28 protein-coding genes are annotated in these 23,876 nt (G+C 44.6%); 26 read left to right on the top strand and 2 right to left on the bottom strand.

The window, feature by feature from the left end:
- Positions 1-37: 37 nt before the first annotated feature.
- The 23 genes from NYE20_RS13425 (at position 38) to spo0A (ending at position 19,981) form a co-directional block, all read left to right on the top strand.
- Positions 38-319, top strand: coding sequence for a YqhV family protein (locus NYE20_RS13425; RefSeq protein WP_004398639.1), 282 nt, complete (start codon positions 38-40; stop codon positions 317-319).
- Between the two features lie 75 nt (positions 320-394).
- Positions 395-1,318 (top strand): stage III sporulation protein AA, encoded by a 924-nt coding sequence (gene spoIIIAA / locus NYE20_RS13420; RefSeq protein WP_015714242.1) that lies wholly within the window; start codon positions 395-397, stop codon positions 1,316-1,318.
- Positions 1,312-1,827, top strand: coding sequence for a stage III sporulation protein SpoIIIAB (gene spoIIIAB, locus NYE20_RS13415; RefSeq protein ID WP_085186480.1), 516 nt, complete (start codon positions 1,312-1,314; stop codon positions 1,825-1,827). Before spoIIIAA ends, spoIIIAB begins: the two co-directional genes overlap by 7 nt.
- A gap of 22 nt (positions 1,828-1,849) precedes the next feature.
- Positions 1,850-2,056, top strand: a complete 207-nt coding sequence (gene spoIIIAC, locus NYE20_RS13410; RefSeq protein ID WP_003153142.1) for a stage III sporulation protein AC — start codon at positions 1,850-1,852, stop codon at positions 2,054-2,056.
- A 7-nt stretch (positions 2,057-2,063) separates the two neighbouring features.
- Complete coding sequence (spoIIIAD, locus tag NYE20_RS13405; protein WP_003230228.1) at positions 2,064-2,465, top strand: stage III sporulation protein AD; 402 nt, start codon at positions 2,064-2,066, stop codon at positions 2,463-2,465.
- 18 nt (positions 2,466-2,483) lie between these two features.
- Positions 2,484-3,683, top strand: coding sequence for a stage III sporulation protein AE (gene spoIIIAE / locus NYE20_RS13400; RefSeq protein WP_003230230.1), 1,200 nt, complete (start codon positions 2,484-2,486; stop codon positions 3,681-3,683).
- Positions 3,684-3,696: 13 nt separating this feature from the next.
- On the top strand, positions 3,697-4,317 hold the full coding sequence (gene spoIIIAF, locus NYE20_RS13395) for a stage III sporulation protein AF (RefSeq protein WP_003230233.1): 621 nt from the start codon (positions 3,697-3,699) through the stop codon (positions 4,315-4,317).
- On the top strand, positions 4,310-4,999 hold the full coding sequence (spoIIIAG, locus tag NYE20_RS13390) for a stage III sporulation protein AG (RefSeq protein ID WP_014477307.1): 690 nt from the start codon (positions 4,310-4,312) through the stop codon (positions 4,997-4,999). The genes spoIIIAF and spoIIIAG overlap by 8 nt, the downstream gene beginning before the upstream one ends.
- Positions 5,000-5,656 carry a stage III sporulation ratchet engulfment protein SpoIIIAH gene (spoIIIAH, locus tag NYE20_RS13385; protein ID WP_003230250.1) on the top strand — a complete coding sequence of 219 codons (657 nt, stop codon included), beginning with the start codon at positions 5,000-5,002 and terminating at the stop codon, positions 5,654-5,656.
- A gap of 155 nt (positions 5,657-5,811) precedes the next feature.
- Positions 5,812-6,291: an acetyl-CoA carboxylase biotin carboxyl carrier protein gene (accB, locus tag NYE20_RS13380; RefSeq protein ID WP_003230252.1), complete on the top strand. Its 480-nt coding sequence runs from the start codon at positions 5,812-5,814 to the stop codon at positions 6,289-6,291.
- 11 nt (positions 6,292-6,302) lie between these two features.
- Positions 6,303-7,655, top strand: a complete 1,353-nt coding sequence (gene accC, locus NYE20_RS13375) for an acetyl-CoA carboxylase biotin carboxylase subunit (RefSeq protein WP_339183181.1) — start codon at positions 6,303-6,305, stop codon at positions 7,653-7,655.
- A gap of 20 nt (positions 7,656-7,675) precedes the next feature.
- Positions 7,676-8,083: a fatty acid biosynthesis protein YqhY gene (gene yqhY / locus NYE20_RS13370; protein ID WP_014480235.1), complete on the top strand. Its 408-nt coding sequence runs from the start codon at positions 7,676-7,678 to the stop codon at positions 8,081-8,083.
- Positions 8,084-8,345: 262 nt separating this feature from the next.
- Positions 8,346-8,741, top strand: a complete 396-nt coding sequence (nusB, locus tag NYE20_RS13365) for a transcription antitermination factor NusB (protein ID WP_003230256.1) — start codon at positions 8,346-8,348, stop codon at positions 8,739-8,741.
- An 11-nt stretch (positions 8,742-8,752) separates the two neighbouring features.
- Positions 8,753-9,604 carry a bifunctional methylenetetrahydrofolate dehydrogenase/methenyltetrahydrofolate cyclohydrolase FolD gene (gene folD, locus NYE20_RS13360; RefSeq protein ID WP_003230259.1) on the top strand — a complete coding sequence of 284 codons (852 nt, stop codon included), beginning with the start codon at positions 8,753-8,755 and terminating at the stop codon, positions 9,602-9,604.
- Positions 9,605-9,741: 137 nt separating this feature from the next.
- Positions 9,742-11,088, top strand: a complete 1,347-nt coding sequence (gene xseA, locus NYE20_RS13355; RefSeq protein ID WP_070547524.1) for an exodeoxyribonuclease VII large subunit — start codon at positions 9,742-9,744, stop codon at positions 11,086-11,088.
- Complete coding sequence (locus NYE20_RS13350) at positions 11,085-11,339, top strand: exodeoxyribonuclease VII small subunit (protein ID WP_003226409.1); 255 nt, start codon at positions 11,085-11,087, stop codon at positions 11,337-11,339. Before xseA ends, NYE20_RS13350 begins: the two co-directional genes overlap by 4 nt.
- Positions 11,329-12,219, top strand: a complete 891-nt coding sequence (locus tag NYE20_RS13345; protein ID WP_003230262.1) for a polyprenyl synthetase family protein — start codon at positions 11,329-11,331, stop codon at positions 12,217-12,219. The genes NYE20_RS13350 and NYE20_RS13345 overlap by 11 nt, the downstream gene beginning before the upstream one ends.
- A 174-nt stretch (positions 12,220-12,393) precedes the next feature.
- The gene (dxs, locus tag NYE20_RS13340) at positions 12,394-14,295 is read left to right on the top strand and encodes a 1-deoxy-D-xylulose-5-phosphate synthase (protein ID WP_015384069.1); all 1,902 of its coding nucleotides are present in this window, start codon (positions 12,394-12,396) and stop codon (positions 14,293-14,295) included.
- On the top strand, positions 14,292-15,137 hold the full coding sequence (locus NYE20_RS13335; RefSeq protein ID WP_003230264.1) for a TlyA family RNA methyltransferase: 846 nt from the start codon (positions 14,292-14,294) through the stop codon (positions 15,135-15,137). Before dxs ends, NYE20_RS13335 begins: the two co-directional genes overlap by 4 nt.
- A gap of 97 nt (positions 15,138-15,234) precedes the next feature.
- A complete protein-coding gene (gene argR, locus NYE20_RS13330; RefSeq protein ID WP_021480005.1) occupies positions 15,235-15,684 on the top strand; it encodes an arginine repressor ArgR in 450 nt (149 codons plus the stop codon).
- 32 nt (positions 15,685-15,716) lie between these two features.
- Positions 15,717-17,447, top strand: coding sequence for a DNA repair protein RecN (recN, locus tag NYE20_RS13325; RefSeq protein ID WP_032726123.1), 1,731 nt, complete (start codon positions 15,717-15,719; stop codon positions 17,445-17,447).
- 174 nt (positions 17,448-17,621) lie between these two features.
- On the top strand, positions 17,622-18,902 hold the full coding sequence (gene spoIVB / locus NYE20_RS13320) for a SpoIVB peptidase (protein WP_021480004.1): 1,281 nt from the start codon (positions 17,622-17,624) through the stop codon (positions 18,900-18,902).
- A 275-nt stretch (positions 18,903-19,177) separates the two neighbouring features.
- Positions 19,178-19,981 carry a sporulation transcription factor Spo0A gene (gene spo0A, locus NYE20_RS13315; RefSeq protein ID WP_003226427.1) on the top strand — a complete coding sequence of 268 codons (804 nt, stop codon included), beginning with the start codon at positions 19,178-19,180 and terminating at the stop codon, positions 19,979-19,981.
- Positions 19,982-20,444: 463 nt separating this feature from the next.
- On the opposite strand, the gene NYE20_RS13310 is transcribed toward spo0A, so the two are convergent.
- Both NYE20_RS13310 and NYE20_RS13305 read right to left on the bottom strand, forming a co-directional pair.
- The gene (locus NYE20_RS13310) at positions 20,445-21,563 is read right to left on the bottom strand and encodes an NADH-dependent flavin oxidoreductase (protein WP_017696437.1); all 1,119 of its coding nucleotides are present in this window, start codon (positions 21,561-21,563) and stop codon (positions 20,445-20,447) included.
- A gap of 72 nt (positions 21,564-21,635) precedes the next feature.
- Positions 21,636-21,788 carry a hypothetical protein gene (locus NYE20_RS13305; protein ID WP_014480226.1) on the bottom strand — a complete coding sequence of 51 codons (153 nt, stop codon included), beginning with the start codon at positions 21,786-21,788 and terminating at the stop codon, positions 21,636-21,638.
- A gap of 307 nt (positions 21,789-22,095) precedes the next feature.
- Here NYE20_RS13305 and NYE20_RS13300 point away from each other — a divergent pair, with 307 nt between their 5' ends.
- The 3 genes from NYE20_RS13300 to NYE20_RS13290 all read left to right on the top strand — a co-directional run bounded on the left by NYE20_RS13300 (position 22,096) and on the right by NYE20_RS13290 (position 23,842).
- Positions 22,096-22,392 (top strand): hypothetical protein, encoded by a 297-nt coding sequence (locus tag NYE20_RS13300; protein WP_014480225.1) that lies wholly within the window; start codon positions 22,096-22,098, stop codon positions 22,390-22,392.
- 19 nt (positions 22,393-22,411) lie between these two features.
- Positions 22,412-23,032, top strand: a complete 621-nt coding sequence (locus tag NYE20_RS13295; RefSeq protein WP_077671425.1) for an N-acetylmuramoyl-L-alanine amidase — start codon at positions 22,412-22,414, stop codon at positions 23,030-23,032.
- Positions 23,033-23,110: 78 nt separating this feature from the next.
- Positions 23,111-23,842, top strand: a complete 732-nt coding sequence (locus NYE20_RS13290; protein WP_101502442.1) for a glycerophosphodiester phosphodiesterase — start codon at positions 23,111-23,113, stop codon at positions 23,840-23,842.
- The last annotated feature ends 34 nt before the right edge of the window (positions 23,843-23,876 follow it).

Below are 23,876 nucleotides of genomic sequence, written 5' to 3'. Positions count from 1 at the left end.
CATATCATATAAAAAAATGGGAGGTTGGGAGAGTGCTATGAAATTTTTACTTGGAAATATCAATTCTACTGTTTTAACAATGGCGGGATTACGAGTTTTATCCTCTATGATTGAGCTGACGGCAGCAATTGTCATGCTTGTGACCAACGATGTCCGGAAGGCGGTTGTGGTTAACAGCATTCTCGCTATTGTCGGTCCGTTGATTTTTATCATTACGATGACTGTCGGAATCTACCAAATTGCCGGGCAGCTTTCGTATGCAAAGCTGATTCTGATTTTTACGGGTGTTGTCTTGATTTTAGCGGGTGTTCATAAATAAAGAGAGGCTTGTCATAAAGTCTGCCTCACATCATACATTTTAAAGAAGCCAATCGGTAGAAAGGAGGAGGCTCTGTTGAATGAAATCGCTGAGGTTCTCCCTGAATCCATGAAAAACGCCCTTTCTGAAATACCGGAACAACAATGGCTGGAAATCGAAGAAGTCAGAATTCGGATCAACCGCCCTGTTGAATTGATTCGAAGAGGACAACCTGTGTATTTGTCCTATGCGGGCACGGCCGAGGATGCCCATCTGATCCTGAGCCGGCTCAGCAACTATAGTATGTATACACTAGAAGAAGAGCTGAAGAAAGGGTATGTCACGATCAGAGGCGGCCACAGAGTCGGACTGGCGGGCAGAGTCATTACGGAAAACGGAGGTGTGAAAGGCCTCCGTGATATCGCATCTTTTAATATACGAATTGCCCGGCAAAAGCTGGGGATTGCGGAGCCGCTGCTTCCATACTTATATCAAAGCAGCTGGCTGAATACGCTGATTATCGGACCGCCCCAAACCGGCAAAACAACACTTCTCCGGGACCTTGCGAGGCTCTCAAGCACCGGCAAAAAACCCATGCTGCCCGTTAAGACAGGAATCGTCGATGAACGGTCAGAAATTGCCGGATGTCTTCGCGGCATTCCGCAGCATCAATTTGGTCAGAGAATTGACGTGTTAGACGCCTGTCCAAAAGCTGAAGGGCTGATGATGATGATTCGATCCATGAGCCCTGAGGTGATGATTGTCGATGAAATCGGGCGTATGGAAGATACAGATGCACTTCTGGAGGCACTGCATGCCGGTGTTTCAGTAATCGTATCGGCGCATGGCTGGAGCATATCCGACCTGATGAAGCGGCCTTCATTGAAGCGTTTGTGGGAAGAAAGAGCCTTTGACCGCTATTTGGAATTATCAAGAGCAAAAGGGCCGGGCACAGTGAGCCAAATTTATGACAAAGACGGAAATGTGCTGTCTAGGACGACGGGCGTGAAAACATGCTGAAGCTGCTGGGCGCTGTATTCATTGTGGTAGCGACAACATGGACAGGTTTTGAGATGGCGAAGATTTATACAGAACGGCCGCGGCAAATCCGCCAGCTGCGTGCGGCGCTTCAATCCCTCGAGGCTGAAATCATGTACGGCCATACACCGCTTCATACTGCTTCAATGCAGATTGCCAAACAGCTCGCACAGCCTGTTTCAGCTCTTTTTTCCGCATTCAGTGATCAGCTGGACAAGGGAAGTGATTCCGCGAAAACGGCGTGGGAGCAAAGCTTAAAGAAGGTATGGGACACCCTGTCTTTGAAAAAAAGCGAATACGAAGTGCTGAAGCAGTTTGGCGAGACGCTCGGGATTCATGATCGAATCTCTCAGCAAAAGCACATCAAGCTGGCGCTGTCACATTTGGAAGCCTCTGAAGCGGATGCTGAGCAGGCGCAAGCGAAAAATGAAAAGATGATAAAAAGTTTGGGCTTTTTAGCGGGCTTGTTACTCATTCTTCTATTGATGTAAACGTGAGGGGAGCAAAAATAAAATGGGAGTAGACGTGAATGTCATATTTCAAATCGCCGGAGTGGGAATCGTGGTGGCTTTTTTACACACGATATTGGATCAGATGGGCAAGAAAGAATATGCTCAGTGGGTGACGCTGTTAGGTTTTATCTATATTTTATTTATGGTCGCCACGATTGTAGATGACCTATTTAAAAAGATAAAAGCTGTGTTTTTATTCCAAGGATAGGGGGGGCTTGCAGATTGACATTGTTCAAATTGTAGGTTTAGGGCTGATCGCCACCTTCCTTTCTTTAATTGTAAAAGAACAAAAGCCGACTTTTGCGTTTTTAATCGTCGTTTTTGCCGGATGTGCCATTTTTCTTTATTTGGTAGATCAAATCTACGACATTATTCGAATGATAGAAAAAATTGCGATTAATGCAAATGTCAACATGGTCTATGTTGAAACCATTTTAAAGATTATCGGAATCGCCTATATTGCTGAATTCGGGGCACAGCTCACAAAAGATGCCGGTCAAGGAGCCATCGCCTCGAAAATAGAATTGGCGGGGAAAATTTTAATACTCGTAATGGCTGTGCCTATTTTAACCGTCATTATCGAAACGATTCTCGGACTTATACCTTCTATGTCATAACCGAAAGGAGGCGGTAGATTGAAGCGCTTTCAATGGGTTTTGCTTTTGGCCGTGCTGATCATAGCAGGCCGTGCAGAAATTGTACAAGCAGCTGGTAATGCAGAACAAACGGAAGACCATGCTGAAACAGCCGAGCAATTAGCAGAAAGGACAGCAGCCTCGCTTGAAACAGATAAGATCGGAGAATTTTGGAATGACATTATGACAGAATACGGCGGACTGCTGCCGGAAAGCCAAAAAGGCAGCTTAATGGAGTTTATCAATGGCGATAAATCATTCTCACCGCAAGAATGGCTGAAAGCTCTCTTTTCTTATTTGTTTCATGAAGTGCTTGCCAACGGAAAGCTGCTGGGCACATTGATTTTGCTCACGATTTTTTGCGTCATTCTGCAGCTTTTGCAAAATGCGTTTCAGCAAAGCACCGTCAGTAAGGTCGCTTACTCAATTGTGTACATGGTGCTGATTATCCTTGCGCTTAATAGCTTTCATGTGGCAATTAACTATGCAACTGAGGCGATTCAGACGATGACCAGCTTTATCCTGGCGCTCATTCCGCTCCTCTTGGCGCTTTTGGCTTCCTCAGGCGGAGCTGTATCTGCTGCCTTCTTTCATCCTGTTATCCTCTTCCTGATGAACACGAGCGGTCTCTTGATTCAGAATATCGTCATGCCGCTGATTTTTTTATCAGCGATTCTGAGCATTGTCAGCACGATGACTGAACAATACAAAGTAACGCAGCTGGCCAACCTGCTCAGAAATATCGCCATCGGAGCACTGGCTGTTTTTCTTACCATCTTTCTCGGCGTCATCTCTGTTCAGGGAGCCTCAGCTGCAGTGACAGACGGCATTACGCTCAGGACGGCTAAATTTATAACCGGAAATTTTATTCCTGTGCTTGGCCGAATGTTTACAGACGCAACAGATACAGTAATCAGCGCCTCTTTACTGCTGAAAAATACGGTAGGGATTCTCGGTGTCGCTATTTTGATCTGTATTGCGGCATTTCCGGCAATCAAAGTGCTTTCCCTCGCTTTTATTTATAAGCTGGCAGCCGCGATTCTTCAGCCGCTAGGAGGCGGGCCCGTCATCACCTGCCTCGACGTCATCAGCAAAAGCGTCATTTATATTTTTGCAGCTCTCGCCATTGTGTCTCTCATGTTTTTTTTAAGCCTTACTGTCATAATCACAGCCGGAAACCTCACGATGATGATGAAATGAAGGAGGCAGGCGAATGAGTTTTTTAACGGAATGGCTTACCACCATCGTGTTGTTTATCCTATTTGCAATTGTGATTGATATGCTGCTGCCGAGCTCCAGCATGCAAAAGTACGCAAAAATGGTAGTCAGCCTGCTCTTGATTGTCGTCATGCTTACGCCGATTTTTAAACTTTTCAAGACAGACCCCGAAGTCATCTTTGAATACCTCACAAAAAACGGGCAGTCAGAGTCTGCCGACATAAAAAATCAAATCAATTCAAAAAAAATAGAAATACAAGCTTCCCAGCGCGCATATATTCTAGAAGAAATGGCTGTCCAACTAAAAAAGAAAGCGGAGGAGAGATTCAGTCATGATGAATATAAAGTAGGCCGCATCAAACTCACGGCAGGAGAAAAGGTAGATTCAGAAGAGGATATTAAAACAATCAGCGTGTATATGGCCCCGTCTTCTGAAAAAACGGTCCAAACGGTCGCGCCGGTCCACATTGATACAGATCATGCATACGTAACAAAAGAAGCAGCCGAACAAAAAGAAGCCAAACAGATACAAACGCAGCTCGCGGACATTTGGGAAATCGGAAGTGAGAAAATTACGGTTCATATGGAAGGCGGGGAGAGTGTCGGCAATGAATAAAAACGGATTATGGAATGTATTGAAAAAGCAGTTTCTTCCGGGACAAACGAAGGACGGCGAAAAGCCGAAGCTGACCAAATATCATTACTTTCTATTCGTTTTTGTTCTCGGAGTTTCCTTTATGCTTGTCAGCCAGCTGTTTTCTTCACCTGAGAAAACTGAAAACGCCAAAACGATAACGGCCGTATCATCACAACATTCCGCAGACAGCAAAGAGAAAACAGCCGAAGTGTTTAAAGCCTCAAAATCTGATAAACCTAAAGACTCGATCGATGACTATGAAAAAGAATACGAAAATCAGCTGAAAGAAATCCTTGAAACAATCATTGGTGTGGACGATGTCTCGGTTGTCGTGAATGTAGATGCAACGTCGCTGAAAGTATACGAAAAAAACAAATCAAACAAAAATACAACCACTGAAGAAACTGACAAAGAAGGCGGAACAAGAAGCGTTACAGACCAAACATCGGAGGAAGAAATCGTCATGATCAAAAACGGCGATAAAGAAACACCTGTCGTCGTCCAAACGAAAAAACCTGATATACGCGGTGTACTCGTTGTTGCTCAAGGAGTGGACAACGTTCAAATAAAACAAACCATTATCGAAGCGGTGACACGGGTCCTGGATGTTCCAAGCCACCGGGTTGCGGTTGCCCCTAAAAAAATAAAGGAGGATTCATAAATGCTTAAAAAACAAACCGTTTGGCTATTAACAATGCTCAGTCTTGTCGTGGTGTTAAGCGTCTACTATATCATGTCGCCGGAAAGCAAAAACGCCGTGCAGATGCAAAGTGAAAAAAGCGCGTCTGACAGCGGAGAGGTCGCAACTGAAAAAGCGCCTGCCAAGCAAGACACGAAGGAAAAAAGCGGTACAGAAACTGAAAAAGGAAAAGAAGATGGAACAAAGGGAACGAAAGATTCATCAGCAGACAAGGAAACATCCGCTGAAGCCAGTGAAAAAGGAACTGTTGTTACGGAAACAGCCGATGATGATCTGTTTACAACGTACCGTCTTGATTTAGAAGATGCCAGAAGCAAAGAAAGAGAAGAGCTGAATGCCATTGTGTCAAGCGATGATGCAACAGCCAAGGAGAAAAGCGAAGCATATGATAAAATGACGGCTCTCAGTGAAGTGGAAGGAACAGAAAAACAGCTTGAAACGCTGATTAAAACACAAGGTTACGAGGATGCGCTTGTTAATGCTGAAGGAGATAAAATCAATATTACAGTCAAATCAGACAAACACTCCAAATCGAAGGCGACAGCCATTATAGACCTTGTGGCAAAAGAAATCAAAACAATGAAAGATGTCGCTGTCACATTTGAACCATCCAAGTAAGAAAGAGGAAAAAGAAGCCCGCTAAACAAGCGGGCTTTTTGCGTTGCTGTCATATTAGAGTTGAATTCAAAAGTCCGCTCCTGTAAGATGAACATAGTATGTACTTTTAGTAGTAACCTATAAAAAAGAAATTTCATACATAGGAGTGCGATTGAATGTTAAATATCAAAGAAATCCACGAGCTGATTAAAGCAATTGACGAGTCTACAATTGACGAATTCGTATATGAAAATGAAGGTGTATCCTTAAAACTGAAAAAACACGAAGCAGGCACGGTTCAAGTCATGCAGCAGGCACCGGCAGCACCTGTACAAGCACAGGCTCCGCAGGCAGTTCAGCCGCAAGCGCAGCAAGCAGCGGCACCTGCCCAAGAAGCACCAAAGCAAGATGAGAATCTGCATAAAATCACTTCACCAATGGTAGGAACATTTTATGCTTCTTCATCACCGGAAGCTGGCCCGTATGTAACAGCCGGTTCAAAAGTAAATGAAAACACAGTTGTCTGCATTGTAGAAGCGATGAAGCTTTTCAACGAAATCGAAGCAGAAGTGAAAGGCGAAATCGTTGAAGTATTAGTAGAAAACGGCCAGCTGGTCGAATACGGACAACCTCTATTTCTTGTAAAAGCGGAGTAAGGAGACTGAACATGATTAAAAAGCTATTGATCGCCAACAGAGGAGAAATTGCTGTCAGAATCATCAGAGCCTGCAGAGAGCTCGGAATTGAGACTGTCGCTGTTTATTCAGAAGCTGATAAAGATGCCCTTCATGTTCAAATGGCCGATGAAGCTTTTTGTATCGGACCGAAAGCATCAAAAGACAGCTATTTAAACGTTACAAATATTGTGAGTGTTGCAAAGCTGACTGGCACGGACGCCATTCATCCGGGATACGGATTTTTAGCTGAAAATGCTGATTTCGCTGAATTATGTGAAGAAGTGAATGTCACGTTTGTCGGCCCGAGCGCTGACGCCATTTCAAAAATGGGAACAAAAGACGTTGCGCGGGAAACGATGAAACAGGCCGGCGTGCCAATCGTACCGGGTTCACAGGGAATTATAGAAAATGTGGAAGAAGCGGTTTCGCTTGCTAATGAAATTGGGTATCCTGTAATTATAAAAGCCACCGCAGGCGGAGGCGGAAAAGGAATTAGGGTTGCCCGCACTGAAGAGGAACTGATTAATGGCATTAAGATTACACAGCAGGAAGCGGCAACTGCATTCGGAAATCCAGGTGTATACATCGAAAAATACATAGAAGATTTTCGCCACGTTGAGATCCAAGTGCTTGCTGATAACTACGGAAATACGATCCATTTGGGCGAACGCGACTGCTCGATCCAAAGACGCCTGCAAAAGCTTTTGGAAGAATCACCATCTCCTGCCCTTGATTCAGAAATCAGGGAGCAAATGGGAGATGCAGCGGTAAAGGCTGCAAAAGCGGTTGGCTATACAGGTGCTGGAACAGTTGAATTTATCTATGACTACAATGAACAGCGCTATTACTTCATGGAAATGAACACGAGAATTCAGGTAGAGCACCCAGTCACAGAAATGGTGACGGGAACTGACCTGATCAAGGAACAAATCAAAGTGGCATCAGGAATGGAACTGAGCCTCAAGCAAGAGGGTGTTGAATTTGAAGGCTGGGCCATCGAATGCCGAATCAACGCAGAAAACCCAAGTAAAAATTTCATGCCGTCACCTGGTGAAATTAAAATGTACCTGCCTCCTGGCGGTCTTGGTGTCCGTGTCGATTCAGCTGCGTACCCTGGCTATTCCATCCCACCGTACTATGACAGCATGATTGCAAAGGTCATCACATACGGAAAAACGAGGGATGAAGCGATTGCCCGCATGAAGCGCGCATTGAGCGAATTCGTCATCGAAGGCATTGAGACAACAATCCCTTTCCATTTAAAACTGCTTGAACACGAAACATTTGTGAGCGGAGAGTTTAATACGAAATTTTTAGAAACATATGATGTAATGGGCTCATAATTTTTACGGAGGTGAATTGAATGAAAGACAACAGCTTGCTTAAAATGGATCACGAAGATACGCATTTGGGTAAGGTTGAGATTGCACCGGAGGTCATTGAGGTCATTGCCGGCATTGCAGCATCAGAAGTTGATGGGGTTGCCGAAATGCGCGGAAACTTTGCGACAGGCGTCGTTGAGCGCTTTGGCAAAGTGAATCATGGCAAAGGTGTCAAAGTCGACCTGGCGGAAGACGGAATTACGATCGATGTATACTGTGTCGTTACATTTGGCGTTTCGATTCCGAAAGTTGCAGCATCCGTTCAGGAAAACATTCGTCAAACCTTATTAAATATGACGTCTCTTTCGATTAACGAGATCAATATTCACATCGTCGGCATTCAATTTGACACAAAAGCCCAAGAAGTCCAAATCGACGAAGAAATGTAAATGGCTTAACACGAAACCAAGGGGAGGGCGGCCCTTTGGTTTTTTTACACGTTACCCTTTATTTCAAAGCATGAAGAAAGCCGGCTTACATAGCCGAGTTTCTTCATGAACGTGAAATCCGAATAATCATATTAAGGTGTGTGAAAATATTCGGTAATAGGGTAAAAAACCTTGATTTCAATATGCGGATACGAAAAAAATATGTTATGATCTCTTTGTGGCTTAACGACAAGCGGATAAAGAGGATCAAAGGAGAAAGAAAATGAAAAGAAGAACAGCAAGAGAAAAAGCTTTGCAGGCACTATTTCAAATTGATGTCAGCGATATTGCAGTGAATGAAGCCATAGAACACGCACTGGATGAAGAAAAAACAGATCCTTTCTTTGAACAGCTTGTACACGGGGTATTGGAACACCAAGACCAGCTGGATGAAATGATCTCCAAGCATCTGGTGAATTGGAAGCTCGATCGGATTGCCAATGTTGACCGTGCGATTTTGCGCCTGGCAGCATATGAAATGGCATATGCCGAAGACATTCCGGTGAATGTCTCCATGAACGAAGCGATTGAGCTGGCAAAACGGTTTGGTGATGACAAAGCGACAAAGTTTGTAAACGGGGTTCTTTCTAACATTAAATCTGATATTGAACAATCATAGGAGGAAAGAAAATGACTGCAACAATCATCGACGGAAAAGAAACGGCTAGAGAAAAACGCGAACAATTGGCAAAAGAGGTAGAAGAGCTTAAAAAGCAAGGCGTCACTCCCGGACTGGCGGTTATTTTGATTGGAGATGATCCTGCTTCTCACTCTTACGTGCGAGGAAAGAAAAAAGCGGCAGAAACAATGGGAATGAATTTCAAGCTCGATCAATTTGACAGCAGCCTCACAGAAGCTGAACTGCTTTCCATTATTGATCAATATAACCAAGACCCTGAGTTTCATGGCATTCTCGTTCAGCTTCCGCTCCCAGACCATATTTCTGAAAAAGCGGTGATCGAACGTATCTCCCCTGATAAAGATGTAGACGGTTTTCATCCGTTAAACGTAGGGAAAATGCTGCTTGGCGAAGATACGTTTCTTCCTTGCACGCCTCATGGAATTGTTGAGCTTTTGAAGAAAACCAATATTGACCTTTCCGGTAAAGAGGTTGTTGTAGTCGGCCGAAGCAACATTGTCGGCAAACCTGTCGGCCAGCTTTTATTAAATGAAAACGCGACGGTTACTTACTGTCATTCAAGAACAGAAAATATTACTGAACATACGAAAAAAGCGGACATCCTGGTGGTGGCAGTCGGCAGAGCCAACTTCATCAGTGCAGACCAGATCAAAGAGGGCGCTGTTGTCATTGACGTCGGCGTTAACCGTCTGGAAAACGGAAAGCTTTGCGGAGACGTTGAATTTGAAGGGGCAAAGGAAAAAGCGTCCTTCATCACGCCGGTTCCGGGCGGAGTAGGTCCGATGACCATCACGATGCTTGCGCATAATACTGTTAAATCTGCGAAACGTACGTTATCATAGATAATTGGAGATATTCACAGGCGAAATGTTTGCCCGCCTTGAATATGAGCACGATACCCGCTTCTTGAGGCTCCTAAAGCCAGGGCGGGTTTTCTTTAGTTATGGTGCAGGAATGCTTAGGAGAGGAGTTTTTAGACATGGGTGAAGCAGCGTATGTGACCGTCTCAGCGCTGACAAAGTATATAAAACGAAAATTCGATGTAGATCCTCACCTTGAAAATATTTGGATTAAAGGCGAATTGTCGAATGTAAAGATACACACACGAGGGCATATTTATTTCACTTTAAAAGACGAAAACGCAAGAATGCAGTCGGTGATGTTCGCGAGACAAAGCGAGCGTCTGCCTTTTAAACCTGAAAACGGAATGAAAGTGCTGGTAAGAGGCGGAATTTCCGTATATGAACCGAGCGGAAACTATCAATTATATGCCAAAGAAATGCAGCCTGACGGGGTTGGAGCGCTTTATTTAGCGTACGAAGAATTAAAAAAGAAGCTTGCCGGAGAAGGTTTATTTGACGACCGCTACAAAAAACAAATCCCCGCATTTCCAGCCACAATCGGGGTTGTGACATCTCCAACGGGTGCCGCTGTCAGAGACGTTATTACAACTCTAAAAAGAAGATATCCCCTTGTAAAAGTCATTGTTCTTCCAGCGCTCGTACAAGGTGAAAATGCGAGCAGATCCATCGTTACGCGCATTGAAGAGGCAAATGAAAAAGAGATTTGCGACGTATTAATTGTCGGGAGAGGCGGCGGTTCGATAGAAGAACTGTGGGCATTCAATGAAGAAATTGTAGCACGCGCCATCTTTGCTTCCAATATTCCGATTATATCGGCAGTCGGACATGAGACGGATTTTACGATCAGTGATTTTGTCGCCGATATCAGAGCTGCGACGCCGACAGGAGCAGCTGAGATTGCTGTGCCTCATACCACTGATTTAATCGAACGGACAAAAACAGCGGAAGTCAGAATGACAAGAGCAATGCAGCAGCATCTCGGCCAGAAAAAAGAACGGATACAAACGCTGCAATCGTCCTATGCCTTTCGTTTTCCAAAGCGTTTGTATGCGCAAAAAGAGCAGCAGTTTGACCTCGCGTACCAGCAGTTTCAAGCACAGCTGACCGCTCTTTTAGATCGGAAAAGCAGACAGCTGGAGCGTGAAACGTACAGATTAGAGGCACTGCATCCTCATGAACAGCTGAAACAAGCAAGAACACGATATCAGGAACAAACAAATCAGCTGAGAAAAAATATGAATATCCAAATGAAGCAGCTGCATTCCCAATTTCAAACCGTTCTTGGCAAGCTGAATGCACTAAATCCTCTTCAAGTGATGGAAAGAGGATACAGCTTGGCTTATAAAGAAGATAAACTCATTAAAAGTGTCAGTCAAATAGAAGAGCAGGACCGGCTTGAAGTCAAGCTGAAGGATGGCGTGCTGACCTGTGAAGTATTAGAAAAGAGAGGGGAAGAAAAATGACAGACGTGAAAAAAAATGAAAACATGACATTTGAAGAAGCGATGAAAGGGCTTGAGAGCATTGTATCAAAGCTTGAAGAGGGAGATGTGCCTCTAGAGCAAGCCATTAACTATTTCCAAGAAGGCATGGCTCTGTCAAAAATGTGCCATGAAAAGCTGCAAAAAGTCGAAAAGCAAATGGACTTCATTTTAAAAGAAGACGGCGAACTGGCACCTTTCAGTGTTCAGGAGGAAGACGAAGGTGACAAATAAATTAACGAGCTTTCTGGCGGACCGGAAAAAAACAATTGAAAATCAGCTTTCTGTCTATACAGAAAAGCTTGATATGCCGGACTCATTAAAGAAGTCTATGCTGTATTCTCTACAGGCCGGCGGAAAGCGGTTGCGGCCTCTGATTGTACTGGCTGTTTTAAACGCATATGGAAAAAGCGAAAAAGACGGCATTCCGGTGGGCTGTGCTGTCGAAATGATTCACACGTATTCGTTAATTCATGATGATCTTCCATGCATGGATGATGACGATTTGCGCCGTGGGAAGCCGACAAACCATAAAGTGTTTGGTGAAGCGACGGCAGTATTAGCGGGTGACGGGTTGCTCACAGAAAGCTTTAAGCTGATTACCTCCCACGTGTCAGACGAGGTGTCAGCAGAAAAGCGCCTGCGGCTTGTGAATGAACTGATTTCAGCGGCAGGCACCGAAGGCATGGTCGGTGGGCAAGTAGCTGATATGGAAGCGGAAAACCGACAAGTCACGCTTGAAGAGCTCGAATCCATTCATGAACGGAAAACTGCCAAGCTCCTTGGCTTTTGTGTAATCGCCGGTGCTATTTTGGCTGATGCGCCTGAGGAAGACATTGAAACACTGCGTACCTTCAGCAGCCACATTGGAATCGGATTTCAAATCAGAGACGATATTTTAGATTTAGAAGGCAGTGAAGAGAAAATCGGCAAACGTGTCGGCTCGGATACCACAAATGACAAATCGACATACCCGTCGCTTCTTTCATTGGAAGGGGCCAAACATAAATTGGATGTTCATATAAAAGAGGCGAAGCGATTGATCGGCGGACTCTCTCTTCAAAAAGACCTTTTATATGAGCTTTGTGATTTAATTGCGGCAAGAGATCACTAAAACGATCCTAATTTGAAGCGGCTGCACGAGATATGGTAAAATGTAAGCAGTTTATATGAAAAATGAAAAGGAAAAGCGCGTTTGTCTTTTTTTATGTCTGAGATTATTGTCAGCTCGGCATGCAAAAGACATGTATCATTGCAGAAATTCATGCTGAAAGTGAGTTGATCCGCTTTGGATCTTTTATCAATACAGGACCCGTCGTTTTTAAAAAACATGTCCATTGATGAATTAGAGAAATTAAGTGATGAAATCCGTCAGTTTTTAATTACAAGTTTATCCGCTTCCGGCGGCCACATCGGCCCAAACTTAGGTGTCGTAGAGCTTACTATTGCTTTGCATAAGGAATTTAACAGCCCGAAAGACAAATTTTTATGGGATGTAGGCCATCAATCGTATGTCCATAAGCTGCTGACAGGACGCGGAAAAGAATTTGCGACGCTTCGCCAGTACAAAGGGCTTTGCGGATTTCCAAAGCGGAGTGAAAGCGAGCACGATGTTTGGGAAACCGGGCACAGCTCGACTTCTCTGTCAGGCGCGATGGGAATGGCAGCTGCCCGTGATATTAAAGGAACGGATGAATATATTATTCCGATCATTGGTGACGGCGCGCTGACCGGCGGAATGGCGCTCGAAGCCCTTAACCACATCGGCGACGAGAAAAAAGACATGATTGTCATCCTTAATGATAATGAAATGAGTATTGCGCCGAATGTCGGTGCCATTCACTCTATGCTTGGACGGCTCCGTACTGCGGGGAAATACCAGTGGGTTAAAGATGAGCTTGAATACTTATTTAAAAAGATTCCGGCAGTTGGGGGCAAGCTTGCCGCCACGGCGGAACGAGTCAAAGACAGCCTGAAATACATGCTCGTCTCCGGAATGTTTTTCGAGGAGCTCGGTTTTACGTATTTGGGCCCAGTGGACGGACATTCTTATCATGAGCTGATTGAGAATCTTCAATACGCCAAAAAAACGAAAGGCCCTGTTCTTCTGCATGTCATCACGAAAAAAGGGAAGGGGTACAAACCGGCTGAGACCGATACGATTGGGACATGGCATGGTACCGGACCATATAAAATTAATACCGGTGACTTTGTAAAGCCGAAAGCCGCAGCTCCTTCGTGGAGCGGTCTTGTCAGCGGAACTGTGCAGCGAATGGCGCGCGAGGACGGACGCATTGTAGCCATTACGCCGGCTATGCCTGTCGGTTCAAAGCTTGAAGGTTTCGCAAAGGAATTCCCTGACCGGATGTTCGACGTAGGAATCGCAGAACAGCATGCCGCAACGATGGCGGCAGCTATGGCAATGCAGGGTATGAAGCCGTTTTTGGCGATTTACTCAACCTTCCTGCAAAGGGCATATGACCAAGTTGTCCATGATATCTGCCGCCAAAACGCCAATGTGTTTATTGGAATTGACCGTGCAGGACTCGTTGGCGCTGATGGAGAGACACATCAAGGCGTGTTTGATATTGCGTTTATGCGCCACATTCCAAACATGGTCTTAATGATGCCGAAAGACGAAAATGAAGGCCAGCACATGGTTCATACAGCACTTAGCTATGACGAAGGCCCGATAGCGATGCGTTTTCCGCGCGGAAACGGACTCGGCGTAAAAATGGATGAACAGTTGAAAACGATTCCGATCGGTACGTGGGAGGTGCTGCGTCCGGGGAACGATGCTGTCATCTTAACATTCGGCACAACAATCGAAATGGCGATTGAAGCAGCCGAAGAGCTGCAGAAAGAAGGCCTTTCCGTGCGCGTTGTGAATGCGCGTTTTATTAAGCCGATTGATGAAAAGATGATGAAGAGTATCCTAAAAGAAGGCTTGCCAATTTTAACAATTGAAGAAGCGGTCTTAGAAGGCGGTTTCGGAAGCTCGATTTTAGAATTCGCTCATGATCAAGGGGAATATCATACTCCGATCGACAGAATGGGTATACCTGATCGGTTTATTGAACACGGAAGTGTAACAGCGCTTCTTGAGGAAATTGGACTGACAAAACAGCAGGTGGCAAATCGTATTAGATTACTGATGCCGCCAAAGACACACAAAGGAATTGGATCATGACGTCAAAGAAAGAACGATTAGATGTATTATTAGTGGAAAGAGGGCTGGCGGAAACGCGTGAAAAAGCCAAAAGAGCCATTATGGCGGGGATCGTCTATTCAAACGAAAACCGCTTGGACAAGCCTGGAGAAAAAATTGACCGCGACCTTCCGTTAACTGTCAAAGGAAACCCGCTGAGGTATGTGAGCAGGGGCGGCTTAAAGCTCGAAAAAGCGTTGAAGGAATTTCCCGTCTCTGTCAAAGATAAAATTATGATTGATATTGGCTCCTCCACCGGCGGTTTTACGGACTGCGCTTTGCAAAATGGAGCTAAACAGTCATACGCTGTGGATGTAGGCTATAATCAGCTTGCATGGAAGCTTAGACAGGATGAACGGGTCGTCGTGATGGAACGGACGAACTTTCGTTATGCAACACCGGCAGACTTTACAAAGGGCATGCCGGAGTTTGCCACAATTGATGTGTCCTTTATTTCACTGCGGCTCATCCTGCCTGTCCTAAGGACTTTACTCGTACCGGGCAGCGACTGCATGGCTCTAGTTAAGCCTCAGTTTGAAGCGGGACGGGAATCCGTCGGCAAAAAAGGGATTGTCAGAGATCCTAAAGTGCATGCTGATGTGCTCAAGCGAATGATCAGTTTTTCTGCCGCTGAAGGCTATATCTGTAAAGGCTTGTCATTTTCTCCAATCACGGGAGGAGACGGAAATATTGAGTTTCTCCTTCATTTGCATTGGCCGGGAGAGGGACAGGAAGGCCAGGAGCTGCCGGAAGAAGAGATCATGCGCGTTGTAGAAGAAGCACATAAGACGTTAAAAGAAAAAAAAGCAGATGTACCGGAATAATAGGGCGCTATTATTCCTTTTTTCTGCATTCATGTACAATGTGCAGAGAATCATATAACATAAAAGAACAGATAAGCTTGGAAATAGAGGTGCTTACATGAACAAAGGCCAGAGGCATATTAAAATCAGAGAGATCATTACAAGCAATGAAATCGAAACGCAGGATGAATTGGTCGACATGCTAAAGCAGGATGGATACAAAGTAACGCAAGCCACGGTATCACGGGATATTAAAGAACTTCACCTTGTAAAAGTGCCTACAAATAATGGTTCTTACAAATACAGTCTTCCGGCGGACCAGCGTTTCAATCCGCTGTCTAAGCTAAAGCGGGCCTTGATGGACGCATTTGTGAAAATAGACTCTGCAAGCCATATGATCGTACTGAAAACGATGCCGGGCAATGCTCAGGCAATCGGGGCGCTGATGGACAATTTGGACTGGGATGAAATTATGGGGACCATTTGCGGAGATGACACGATTTTAATTATTTGCCGGACTCCTGGAGATACAGAGGGTGTAAAAAACAGACTGCTTGAACTGCTGTAAGAATCTAACAAAGATAAGAGGTGTAATGCTGTTTGTTAGCTGAACTATCGATTAAAAACTTTGCCATTATTGAGGAACTGACGGTTTCTTTTGAACGCGGGCTTACGGTTTTAACAGGAGAAACCGGAGCCGGCAAATCCATCATCATAGATGCCATTTCTCTTTTAGTCGGAGGCCGCGGATCATCTGAATTTGTTAGATATGGGGAAGCAAAAGCCGAACTTGAAGGGCTGTTTCTGTTGGAGAGCGGCCATCCTGTTTTAGATGTATGCGCTGAGCAGGGAATCGACGTTTCAGACGAAATGATCGTCATGAGAAGGGATATCAGCACGACCGGGAAAAGCGTTTGCCGTGTCAATGGCAAGCTTGTCACGATTGCCTCGCTAAGAGAGATCGGCAGGCTTTTATTAGATATTCACGGGCAGCACGATAACCAGCTGTTAATGGAAGATGAAAATCATCTCCAGCTTTTGGACAAGTTTGCCGGGGCCGAAGTGGAAAGCGCGCTCAAAACGTATCAGGAAGGGTACCAGCGGTATATGAAGCTGCTCAAAAAGCTTAAGCAGCTTTCTGAAAGCGAACAGGAAATGGCCCATCGTCTTGATCTTATTCAATTTCAGCTCGAAGAAATCGAATCGGCAAAGTTAGAGCTTAACGAAGATGAACAGCTCCAAGAAGAGCGCCAGCAAATTTCAAACTTTGAGAAGATATATGAATCGCTGCAAAATGCATATAACGCGCTTCGCAGTGAGCAGGGCGGATTGGACTGGGTCGGAATGGCATCTGCGCAGCTTGAAGATATCTCTGATATTAACGAACCGCTGAAAAAACTGTCTGAAAGTGTTTCGAACTCCTACTATTTGCTTGAGGATGCCACATTTCAGATGAGAAATATGCTGGATGAGCTTGAATTTGATCCGGAACGCCTGAACTATATTGAGACGCGACTTAATGAAATCAAACAGCTGAAACGAAAATACGGTGCCACTGTTGAAGACATTTTGGAATATGCTTCAAAAATTGAAGAAGAGATTGACCAAATTGAAAACAGGGACAGCCACCTTCAAAGCTTGAAAAAGGAGCTTGACTCCGTCGGCAAAGATGTCGCAGTGGAAGCGGCAAATGTTTCACAAATCCGAAAAACATGGGCGAAAAAGCTGGCTGGTGAGATTCATCGGGAATTAAAAAGCCTGTACATGGAAAAATCAACTTTTGATACGGAATTTAAGGTCAGAACAGTGTCACGCAATGAAGAGGCGCCGATTGTAAACGGCCAGCCCGTTCAGCTGACTGAACAAGGGATTGACCTTGTGAAGTTTTTAATTTCAACCAATACAGGCGAGCCTCTGAAATCCCTTTCGAAAGTCGCTTCAGGTGGAGAGCTGTCACGGGTGATGCTTGCCATAAAAAGCATTTTTTCCTCACAACAGGATGTGACATCGATCATTTTTGACGAGGTTGATACCGGTGTAAGCGGCAGGGTCGCACAGGCAATCGCTGAGAAGATCCATAAGGTGTCAATAGGTTCACAAGTGCTGTGCATTACACACCTGCCTCAGGTGGCTGCCATGGCAGATACGCATCTTTATATTGCGAAGGAGTTAAAAGACGGCAGAACGACGACACGTGTTAAGCCGCTCTCTAAGCAGGAAAAGGTAGCGGAAATCGGACGCATGATTGCAGGTGTCGAAGTAACCGACTTAACGAAACGCCATGCGAAAGAACTTTTAAAACAAGCGGATCAAGTCAAAACAACTGGGTAAGCTGCGCGAGAAGCGCAGCTTATTTTTTTCGTGCGCATCCATTCGTTCATCAGTATATCCAATGTTTTTCTTCATATGACAGTTATAAATAAGCCGTCAGAAGGCAAAATTAAATGATGTAGCAGCAAGTCATAAAGAAGGTGTGGGATAGGAGCGAGGAGAGTGAAGTAGTGAATGCCCGATAACATCAGAAAAGCAGTAGGTTTAATTCTCCTTGTTTCGTTATTAAGTGTAGGTTTATGCAAACCGCTAAAAGAATATTTACTGATTCCAACGCAAATGAGAGTATTTGAAACCCAAACACAAGCGATTGAAACGAGTTTATCGGTAAACGCTCAGCCATCAGAATCCTCAGAAGCGTTTACAGTAAAGAAAGATCCGCATGAAATCAAGGTGACGGGCAAAAAATCAGGTGAGTCAGAATTGGTATACGATCTTGCCGGATTTCCAATTAAAAAAACAAAAGTGCATGTTCTTCCTGATTTAAAGGTTATACCTGGCGGACAATCAATCGGTGTAAAACTTCATTCCGTCGGTGTTCTTGTCGTCGGATTTCATCAAATCAATACAAGTGAAGGCAAAAAATCTCCGGGAGAAACGGCCGGAATTGAAGCGGGCGACATCATTATTGAGATGAATGGACAGAAAATTGAAAAAATGAATGATGTAGCCCCATTTATTCAAAAGGCTGGGAAAACTGGTGAATCTTTAGATTTACTGATCAAACGTGATAAACAGAAAATCAAAACGAAGCTGATCCCAGAAAAGGATGAAGGAGAAGGCAAATACAGAATCGGGTTATATATCAGAGATTCTGCTGCCGGCATCGGCACTATGACCTTTTATGAACCGAAAACAAAAAAATACGGAGCACTTGGCCACGTGATTTCCGATATGGACACAAAGAAACCAATTGTAGTGGAGAATGGAGAAATCGTTAAATCCACTGTAACATCAATTGAAAAAGGGACAGGCGGTAATCCGGGAGAAAAACTGGCGCGATTTTCCTCAGAACGCAAAACGATCGGGGATATTAACAGAAACAGCCCGTTTGGGATTTTCGGCACACTGCATCAGCCGATTCAAAACAACATATCAGATCAAGCATTGCCGGTTGCGTTTTCTACCGAAGTCAAAAAAGGGCCGGCTGAAATTTTAACCGTTATTGATGATGACAAAGTAGAAAAATTCGATATTGAAATCGTCAGCACAACGCCGCAAAAATTCCCTGCGACAAAAGGAATGGTGTTGAAAATTACCGATCCAAGGCTGTTGAAAGAAACAGGAGGCATCGTACAGGGGATGAGCGGAAGCCCGATTATTCAAAATGGAAAAGTGATCGGTGCTGTCACCCATGTATTTGTAAATGACCCGACAAGCGGCTACGGTGTTCATATTGAATGGATGCTGTCAGAAGCAGGAATCGATATTTATGGAAAAGAAAAAGCAAGCTGACTGCCGGAGTTTCCGGCAGTTTTTTTATTTTGATCCCTCTTCACTTCTCAGAATACATACGGTAAAATATACAAAAGAAGATTTTTCGACAAATTCACGTTTCCTTGTTTGTCAAATTTCATTTTTAGTCGAAAAACAGAGAAAAACATAGAATAACAAAGATATGCCACTAATATTGGTGATTATGATTTTTTTAGAGGGTATATAGCGGTTTTGTCGAATGTAAACATGTAGCAAGGGTGAATCCTGTTAACTACATTTGGGGAGGAAGAAACGTGGAGAAAATTAAAGTTTGTGTTGCTGATGATAATCGAGAGCTGGTAAGCCTGTTAAGTGAATATATAGAAGGACAGGAAGACATGGAAGTGATCGGCGTTGCTTATAACGGACAGGAATGCCTGTCGCTGTTTAAAGAAAAAGATCCCGATGTGCTCGTATTAGATATTATTATGCCGCATTTAGACGGACTTGCGGTTTTAGAGAGGCTGAGGGAATCAGATCTGAAAAAACAGCCGAATGTCATTATGCTGACAGCCTTTGGACAGGAAGATGTCACGAAAAAGGCCGTCGATTTAGGCGCGTCCTACTTTATTCTCAAACCGTTTGATATGGAAAACCTTGTCGGTCATATCCGCCAGGTCAGCGGAAATGCCAGCAGTGTGACGCATCGTGCGCCATCATCGCAAAGCAGTATTATACGCAGCAGCCAGCCTGAACCAAAAAAGAAAAATCTCGACGCGAGCATCACAAGCATTATCCATGAAATCGGCGTCCCGGCACATATAAAAGGCTATCTCTATCTGCGCGAAGCAATCTCAATGGTATACAATGACATCGAATTGCTAGGCAGCATTACAAAAGTCCTCTATCCGGACATCGCCAAAAAATTCAACACAACCGCAAGCCGTGTAGAAAGAGCGATCCGCCATGCAATTGAAGTGGCATGGAGCAGAGGAAACATTGATTCCATTTCCTCGCTGTTCGGCTATACCGTCAGCATGACAAAAGCTAAACCTACCAACAGCGAATTCATTGCAATGGTTGCGGATAAGCTGAGATTAGAGCATAAGGCTTCTTAAACATGAGCTTATTAAGTGGTCATTAAATCAAACGTCTTTTATTTATTAGTTTGCGCTGATAAATAGGAGGCGTTTTGTTTTGGGGACATTTGTAGTATGGGAGAAAAATATTAAGTATCCGCATATAGTAAAGGATAGGTTTGAAAAGTAAGGAAAGCAAATGGCGGTATTACCTGCACTCTTGGTCCATTCATACATCTTATAGGATCACGAAGCATGATCGACCCTAAATGTGTCCGTTATAAAATGAAACCTTTCTCCTGCAAAATCGTAAGTAAGACGTATTCATGTAAAAAGGAGACGTACGAATGAAAAAGAAAAAAGCAAGAAAGCGTGAGGGGTTTTTCCTGGATTTTCTTTTCGAAGTTGGTGGGGAGCTCTTTCTTTTGCTGTTTAGATGTGTACACAAACTATTTATATAAAGGGAAAAAGACTGCCGTACCGATTCGGCAGTCTTTGCACATTAATCTTTATAAGGCACCCAGCCTGGCGTGTTCACAATTGCTTGCCATAGCGGTTCAGGCAAATGATATTTTTCTTTATCTGTGCCTTTGATCACTGTTTCGATTTGCTTTTCACGGCCTTCTTTTACTTTTACCGTCCAGTCAGGGTCAACTAGAATTTCGCGTCCCATAGCGACTAGCGGAATACCGTTTTCGATGACGGCAAGCGCGTCATCAGCGGAATGGATGGAACCGACGGCGATCAGCGGCACTTTGTTTCCGACACGTTCATTCAATAAGTCCATGCGTGTGCGAGTCGGATCTGCACCGCGGCGCGCTTTTGAGTTCACGTCCATCAGTGAGATATGAAGATAATCCAATTCTTTATCCCCTAAAGCATCAACAAGCGTATAAGTTTCAGTCATTGTCAATCCCGGTGTCTCAGGTTCTTCCGGAGACAGACGGTAGCCGACTAAGAACGCACCCTTCGCATGTTCTGAAGCGGCTTTTTTCACTTCATCGACAATAGCGAGCGGGAAGGCTAATCGTTTTTCATCGCTTCCTCCCCAGCGATCCGTGCGCTGGTTGGTTTTCGGAGAATAAAACTGCTGAATTAAGTAGCCGTTTGCACCGTGAATTTCGACACCGTCAAAGCCGGCTTCAATGGCGCGTCTTGTCGCTTCTCCAAACGCCTTCACAATGTTTTCCACTTCTTCTTCTTTTAATGCGCGAGCAATTTGTTTGCCGTTATCAAACACGTCACTTGGCCCCACAACATCCTGTTGAGGAACGAGCTCAGACGGGCACTCAATACCGCCGTGATGAATTTGCACAACGGCTTTAGCGCCTTGTGCCTGAATGGCTTGTGCTAACTTTTTTAAACCTGGAATGTTGGAATCGTCATGGATGGCCGGCTGCCCGGGGAATGCTTTTCCGTCCGGTGTAACATTTGCGCAGGCTGTAATCACCATTCCCATCTCTTTTGAACGGGGGATGATGTAGTCGAGCTCCGCTTCAGATATTGTACCGTCTTCATTAGAAGCGTAATGAGTCATTGGTGCTACTGCGATCCGGTTGTCGATTGTAACGCCGCTTTTAAACGTAAATGGTTCAAACAGAGGCTTATACTTAGGATTCATTTGATCATCTTCTTTCGTTTGGATTCGCACATATTCTAGCCTATATGTAAAAATTAATGCAATTGATCTGCTTTACCGACTGAATATCTTGAGTGCAGAGTGATGTTTTCGCCGCTCTTTTTCGGGGCCTTTGTAGCCGCCGCTGATTTGGTGGCCGATGGAGCATGTGATGACAGCTGCCGCCAGCAGCAGAACGAATTTTTTCATGGCTTTAACTTCTTTCAATAAAGTAAATATCCTTTAAAAGGTTACGCTTGGCTGACCCACCCGTCAAACGATTTGCTCACCCTATTCTCAAATTTTTTAAAATGAATAAAAAGTTGCTTCTTTCCGCTAATTTTTTCTAATTGGCGCCTCAATTAGAGCCATCCTCATAGACAAATCTGCTCGTTATCTTTCTAACAACAGGAAATGATCGGGTCGTATAGCCCTTTTGAAAATCATGGAACTTGCTCGCCTGCATTCGCGTTGTCTTTACAAATTCGCCATTCTGGTCAAAGATAAAAGCCAAACATCAGGAAGAGGTGGTCATGTGAAACAAACGGTTCTTTTGCTGTTTACTGCGCTCTTTCTTTCGGGGTGCAGTGTTGCAAGTGCGGATGACTCAGTGCCAAGGTTTACCGAAGAGGGAAAATACATTGGCTCGGCTGATCCTCATACGATTGCGGTTTCTCTTAATGGAGAAGAAACCATGATACAAGTTCCGAAGGATAAACGTGATGAATGTGAATCACTGCCAGATCAGACACATGTCCTGGTGAAATATACAAAGAAGGATAATGGAACTTTACAGCTGGAAGATATTCAGCTGCGAAAGAACTCGTCATAAAAAGACCGGAGGGAGTAAGTTGAGAATGTTATGGAGGAGCTTGGCGCTGTGCGGATTGGCTTTGACGCTCGCGCCTTGTGCACAGGCAGCAGAGCCGATAGAAGGAAAAACAGTGTATATTGATGCCGGACACGGCGGTGAAGACAGTGGAGCGGTCGGAAACGGGCTCTTTGAAAAGGATATTAATTTGGCTGTCTCAGAGCATGTGACAGACAAACTAAAAGAGGAGGGAGCCAATCCTGTTGCATCCCGGTCTGACGATCATTTTCTGACCTTGGAGGAAAGAGTGGCTAAGGCAAGTGCCAATCAGGCTGACCTTTTTGTCAGCATCCATGTGAATTCAGGGGTTGCTTCAGCTTCAGGAACAGAAACGTATTTTCAATCTGATTATGAAGGGGAGAGCAGCCGGCGTCTCGCATCCGATATTCAGTCAGAGCTCGTTTCTTCCTTACAAACGAGAGACAGGGGCGTGAAAGAATCAGACTTTTACGTCATTACATATTCACAAATGCCAAGTGTGTTGGCGGAGCTTGGGTTTATCACGAACAGCTCTGATGCGGACAAGCTGGGAAGTGAAGAATACCAGCAAAAGGCCGCAGATGCGATTGTCAACGGCATTGATTCTTATTATGATCAGTAGATTGATACAGCCTTAATCCTAGAGTGGAGCCGACAAAATAAGTATAATGGAGAAAACTTTAGGGTTTGAGGTGAAACGATGACAAAGATTTTTGCCCACCGGGGGGCATCAGGTCAATTTCCCGAAAATACAATGCTTGCATTTGAAAAAGGAATTGAAGCCGGAGCGGATGGGATAGAGCTTGATGTACAGCTGACGAAAGACGGACGCATTGTTGTGATTCATGATGAAAGACTTAATCGCACGACATCACTTAAAGGATTCGTGAAGGATACAGCCTATGATGAGGTAAAGACTGCGAATGCGGCCGCTGGTCACGATCAAGCGTACAGCGATATAAAAGTGCCGCTGCTAGAAGATGTGCTATCGTGGGCGGTAAAAAAGGATTTTCTCATCAACATTGAATTAAAAAACAGCGTGATCCGCTATGAGGGAATGGAAGAAAAAGTGCTGGAGGCAGTGAAGCGATTCAATGTAGAGGACAGAGTCATCCTATCCACCTTTAATCATGACAGCTTGGCGCTATGCGCCCGGCTTGCGCCGCATATCGAACGGGCAGTATTAACTTCAGATGTGCTTTATCAGGCAGATCGATATATCGCGTCTATTCCCGCTTCCGGCTATCACCCGAAGTTAAACAGCCCAGGGGTCACAGATGAAGTGCTGAAGAAAATGAGGAACAGTTCGATTAAGGTAAGGCCGTATACAGTCAATCGTCCGGAAGATATGAAGTGTCTCATTGAAGCGGGAGCAGACGGCATGTTTACCGACTTTCCAGAAAAGGCTTCGGCATTGCTGAAAAATGAATAGTTGTTAGAAGGAGGCTGTTTGACGCAGCCTTCTT

The sequence above is a fragment of the Bacillus sp. FSL R5-0416 genome, assembly GCF_037975425.1.
Taxonomy (GTDB): Bacteria; Bacillota; Bacilli; order Bacillales; family Bacillaceae; genus Bacillus; species Bacillus subtilis.
The sequence above is the reverse complement of the archived record's forward strand: the minus strand, read 5'-3'. Positions and strand labels throughout refer to the sequence as shown.

Coding starts and splice junctions, on each gene's coding strand:
- NYE20_RS13350 (WP_003226409.1), top strand. CDS start 11,085: ATGACAGACGTGAAAAAAAATGAAAACATGACATTTGAAGAAGCGATG.
- spoIVB (WP_021480004.1), top strand. CDS start 17,622: ATGCCCGATAACATCAGAAAAGCAGTAGGTTTAATTCTCCTTGTTTCG.
- NYE20_RS13290 (WP_101502442.1), top strand. CDS start 23,111: ATGACAAAGATTTTTGCCCACCGGGGGGCATCAGGTCAATTTCCCGAA.
- spoIIIAC (WP_003153142.1), top strand. CDS start 1,850: ATGGGAGTAGACGTGAATGTCATATTTCAAATCGCCGGAGTGGGAATC.
- argR (WP_021480005.1), top strand. CDS start 15,235: ATGAACAAAGGCCAGAGGCATATTAAAATCAGAGAGATCATTACAAGC.
- yqhY (WP_014480235.1), top strand. CDS start 7,676: ATGAAAGACAACAGCTTGCTTAAAATGGATCACGAAGATACGCATTTG.
- NYE20_RS13310 (WP_017696437.1), bottom strand. CDS start 21,563: ATGAATCCTAAGTATAAGCCTCTGTTTGAACCATTTACGTTTAAAAGC.
- xseA (WP_070547524.1), top strand. CDS start 9,742: ATGGGTGAAGCAGCGTATGTGACCGTCTCAGCGCTGACAAAGTATATA.
- nusB (WP_003230256.1), top strand. CDS start 8,346: ATGAAAAGAAGAACAGCAAGAGAAAAAGCTTTGCAGGCACTATTTCAA.
- spoIIIAF (WP_003230233.1), top strand. CDS start 3,697: ATGAGTTTTTTAACGGAATGGCTTACCACCATCGTGTTGTTTATCCTA.
- spoIIIAG (WP_014477307.1), top strand. CDS start 4,310: ATGAATAAAAACGGATTATGGAATGTATTGAAAAAGCAGTTTCTTCCG.
- accB (WP_003230252.1), top strand. CDS start 5,812: ATGTTAAATATCAAAGAAATCCACGAGCTGATTAAAGCAATTGACGAG.
- folD (WP_003230259.1), top strand. CDS start 8,753: ATGACTGCAACAATCATCGACGGAAAAGAAACGGCTAGAGAAAAACGC.
- spoIIIAB (WP_085186480.1), top strand. CDS start 1,312: ATGCTGAAGCTGCTGGGCGCTGTATTCATTGTGGTAGCGACAACATGG.
- NYE20_RS13425 (WP_004398639.1), top strand. CDS start 38: ATGAAATTTTTACTTGGAAATATCAATTCTACTGTTTTAACAATGGCG.
- spoIIIAH (WP_003230250.1), top strand. CDS start 5,000: ATGCTTAAAAAACAAACCGTTTGGCTATTAACAATGCTCAGTCTTGTC.
- NYE20_RS13335 (WP_003230264.1), top strand. CDS start 14,292: ATGACGTCAAAGAAAGAACGATTAGATGTATTATTAGTGGAAAGAGGG.
- accC (WP_339183181.1), top strand. CDS start 6,303: ATGATTAAAAAGCTATTGATCGCCAACAGAGGAGAAATTGCTGTCAGA.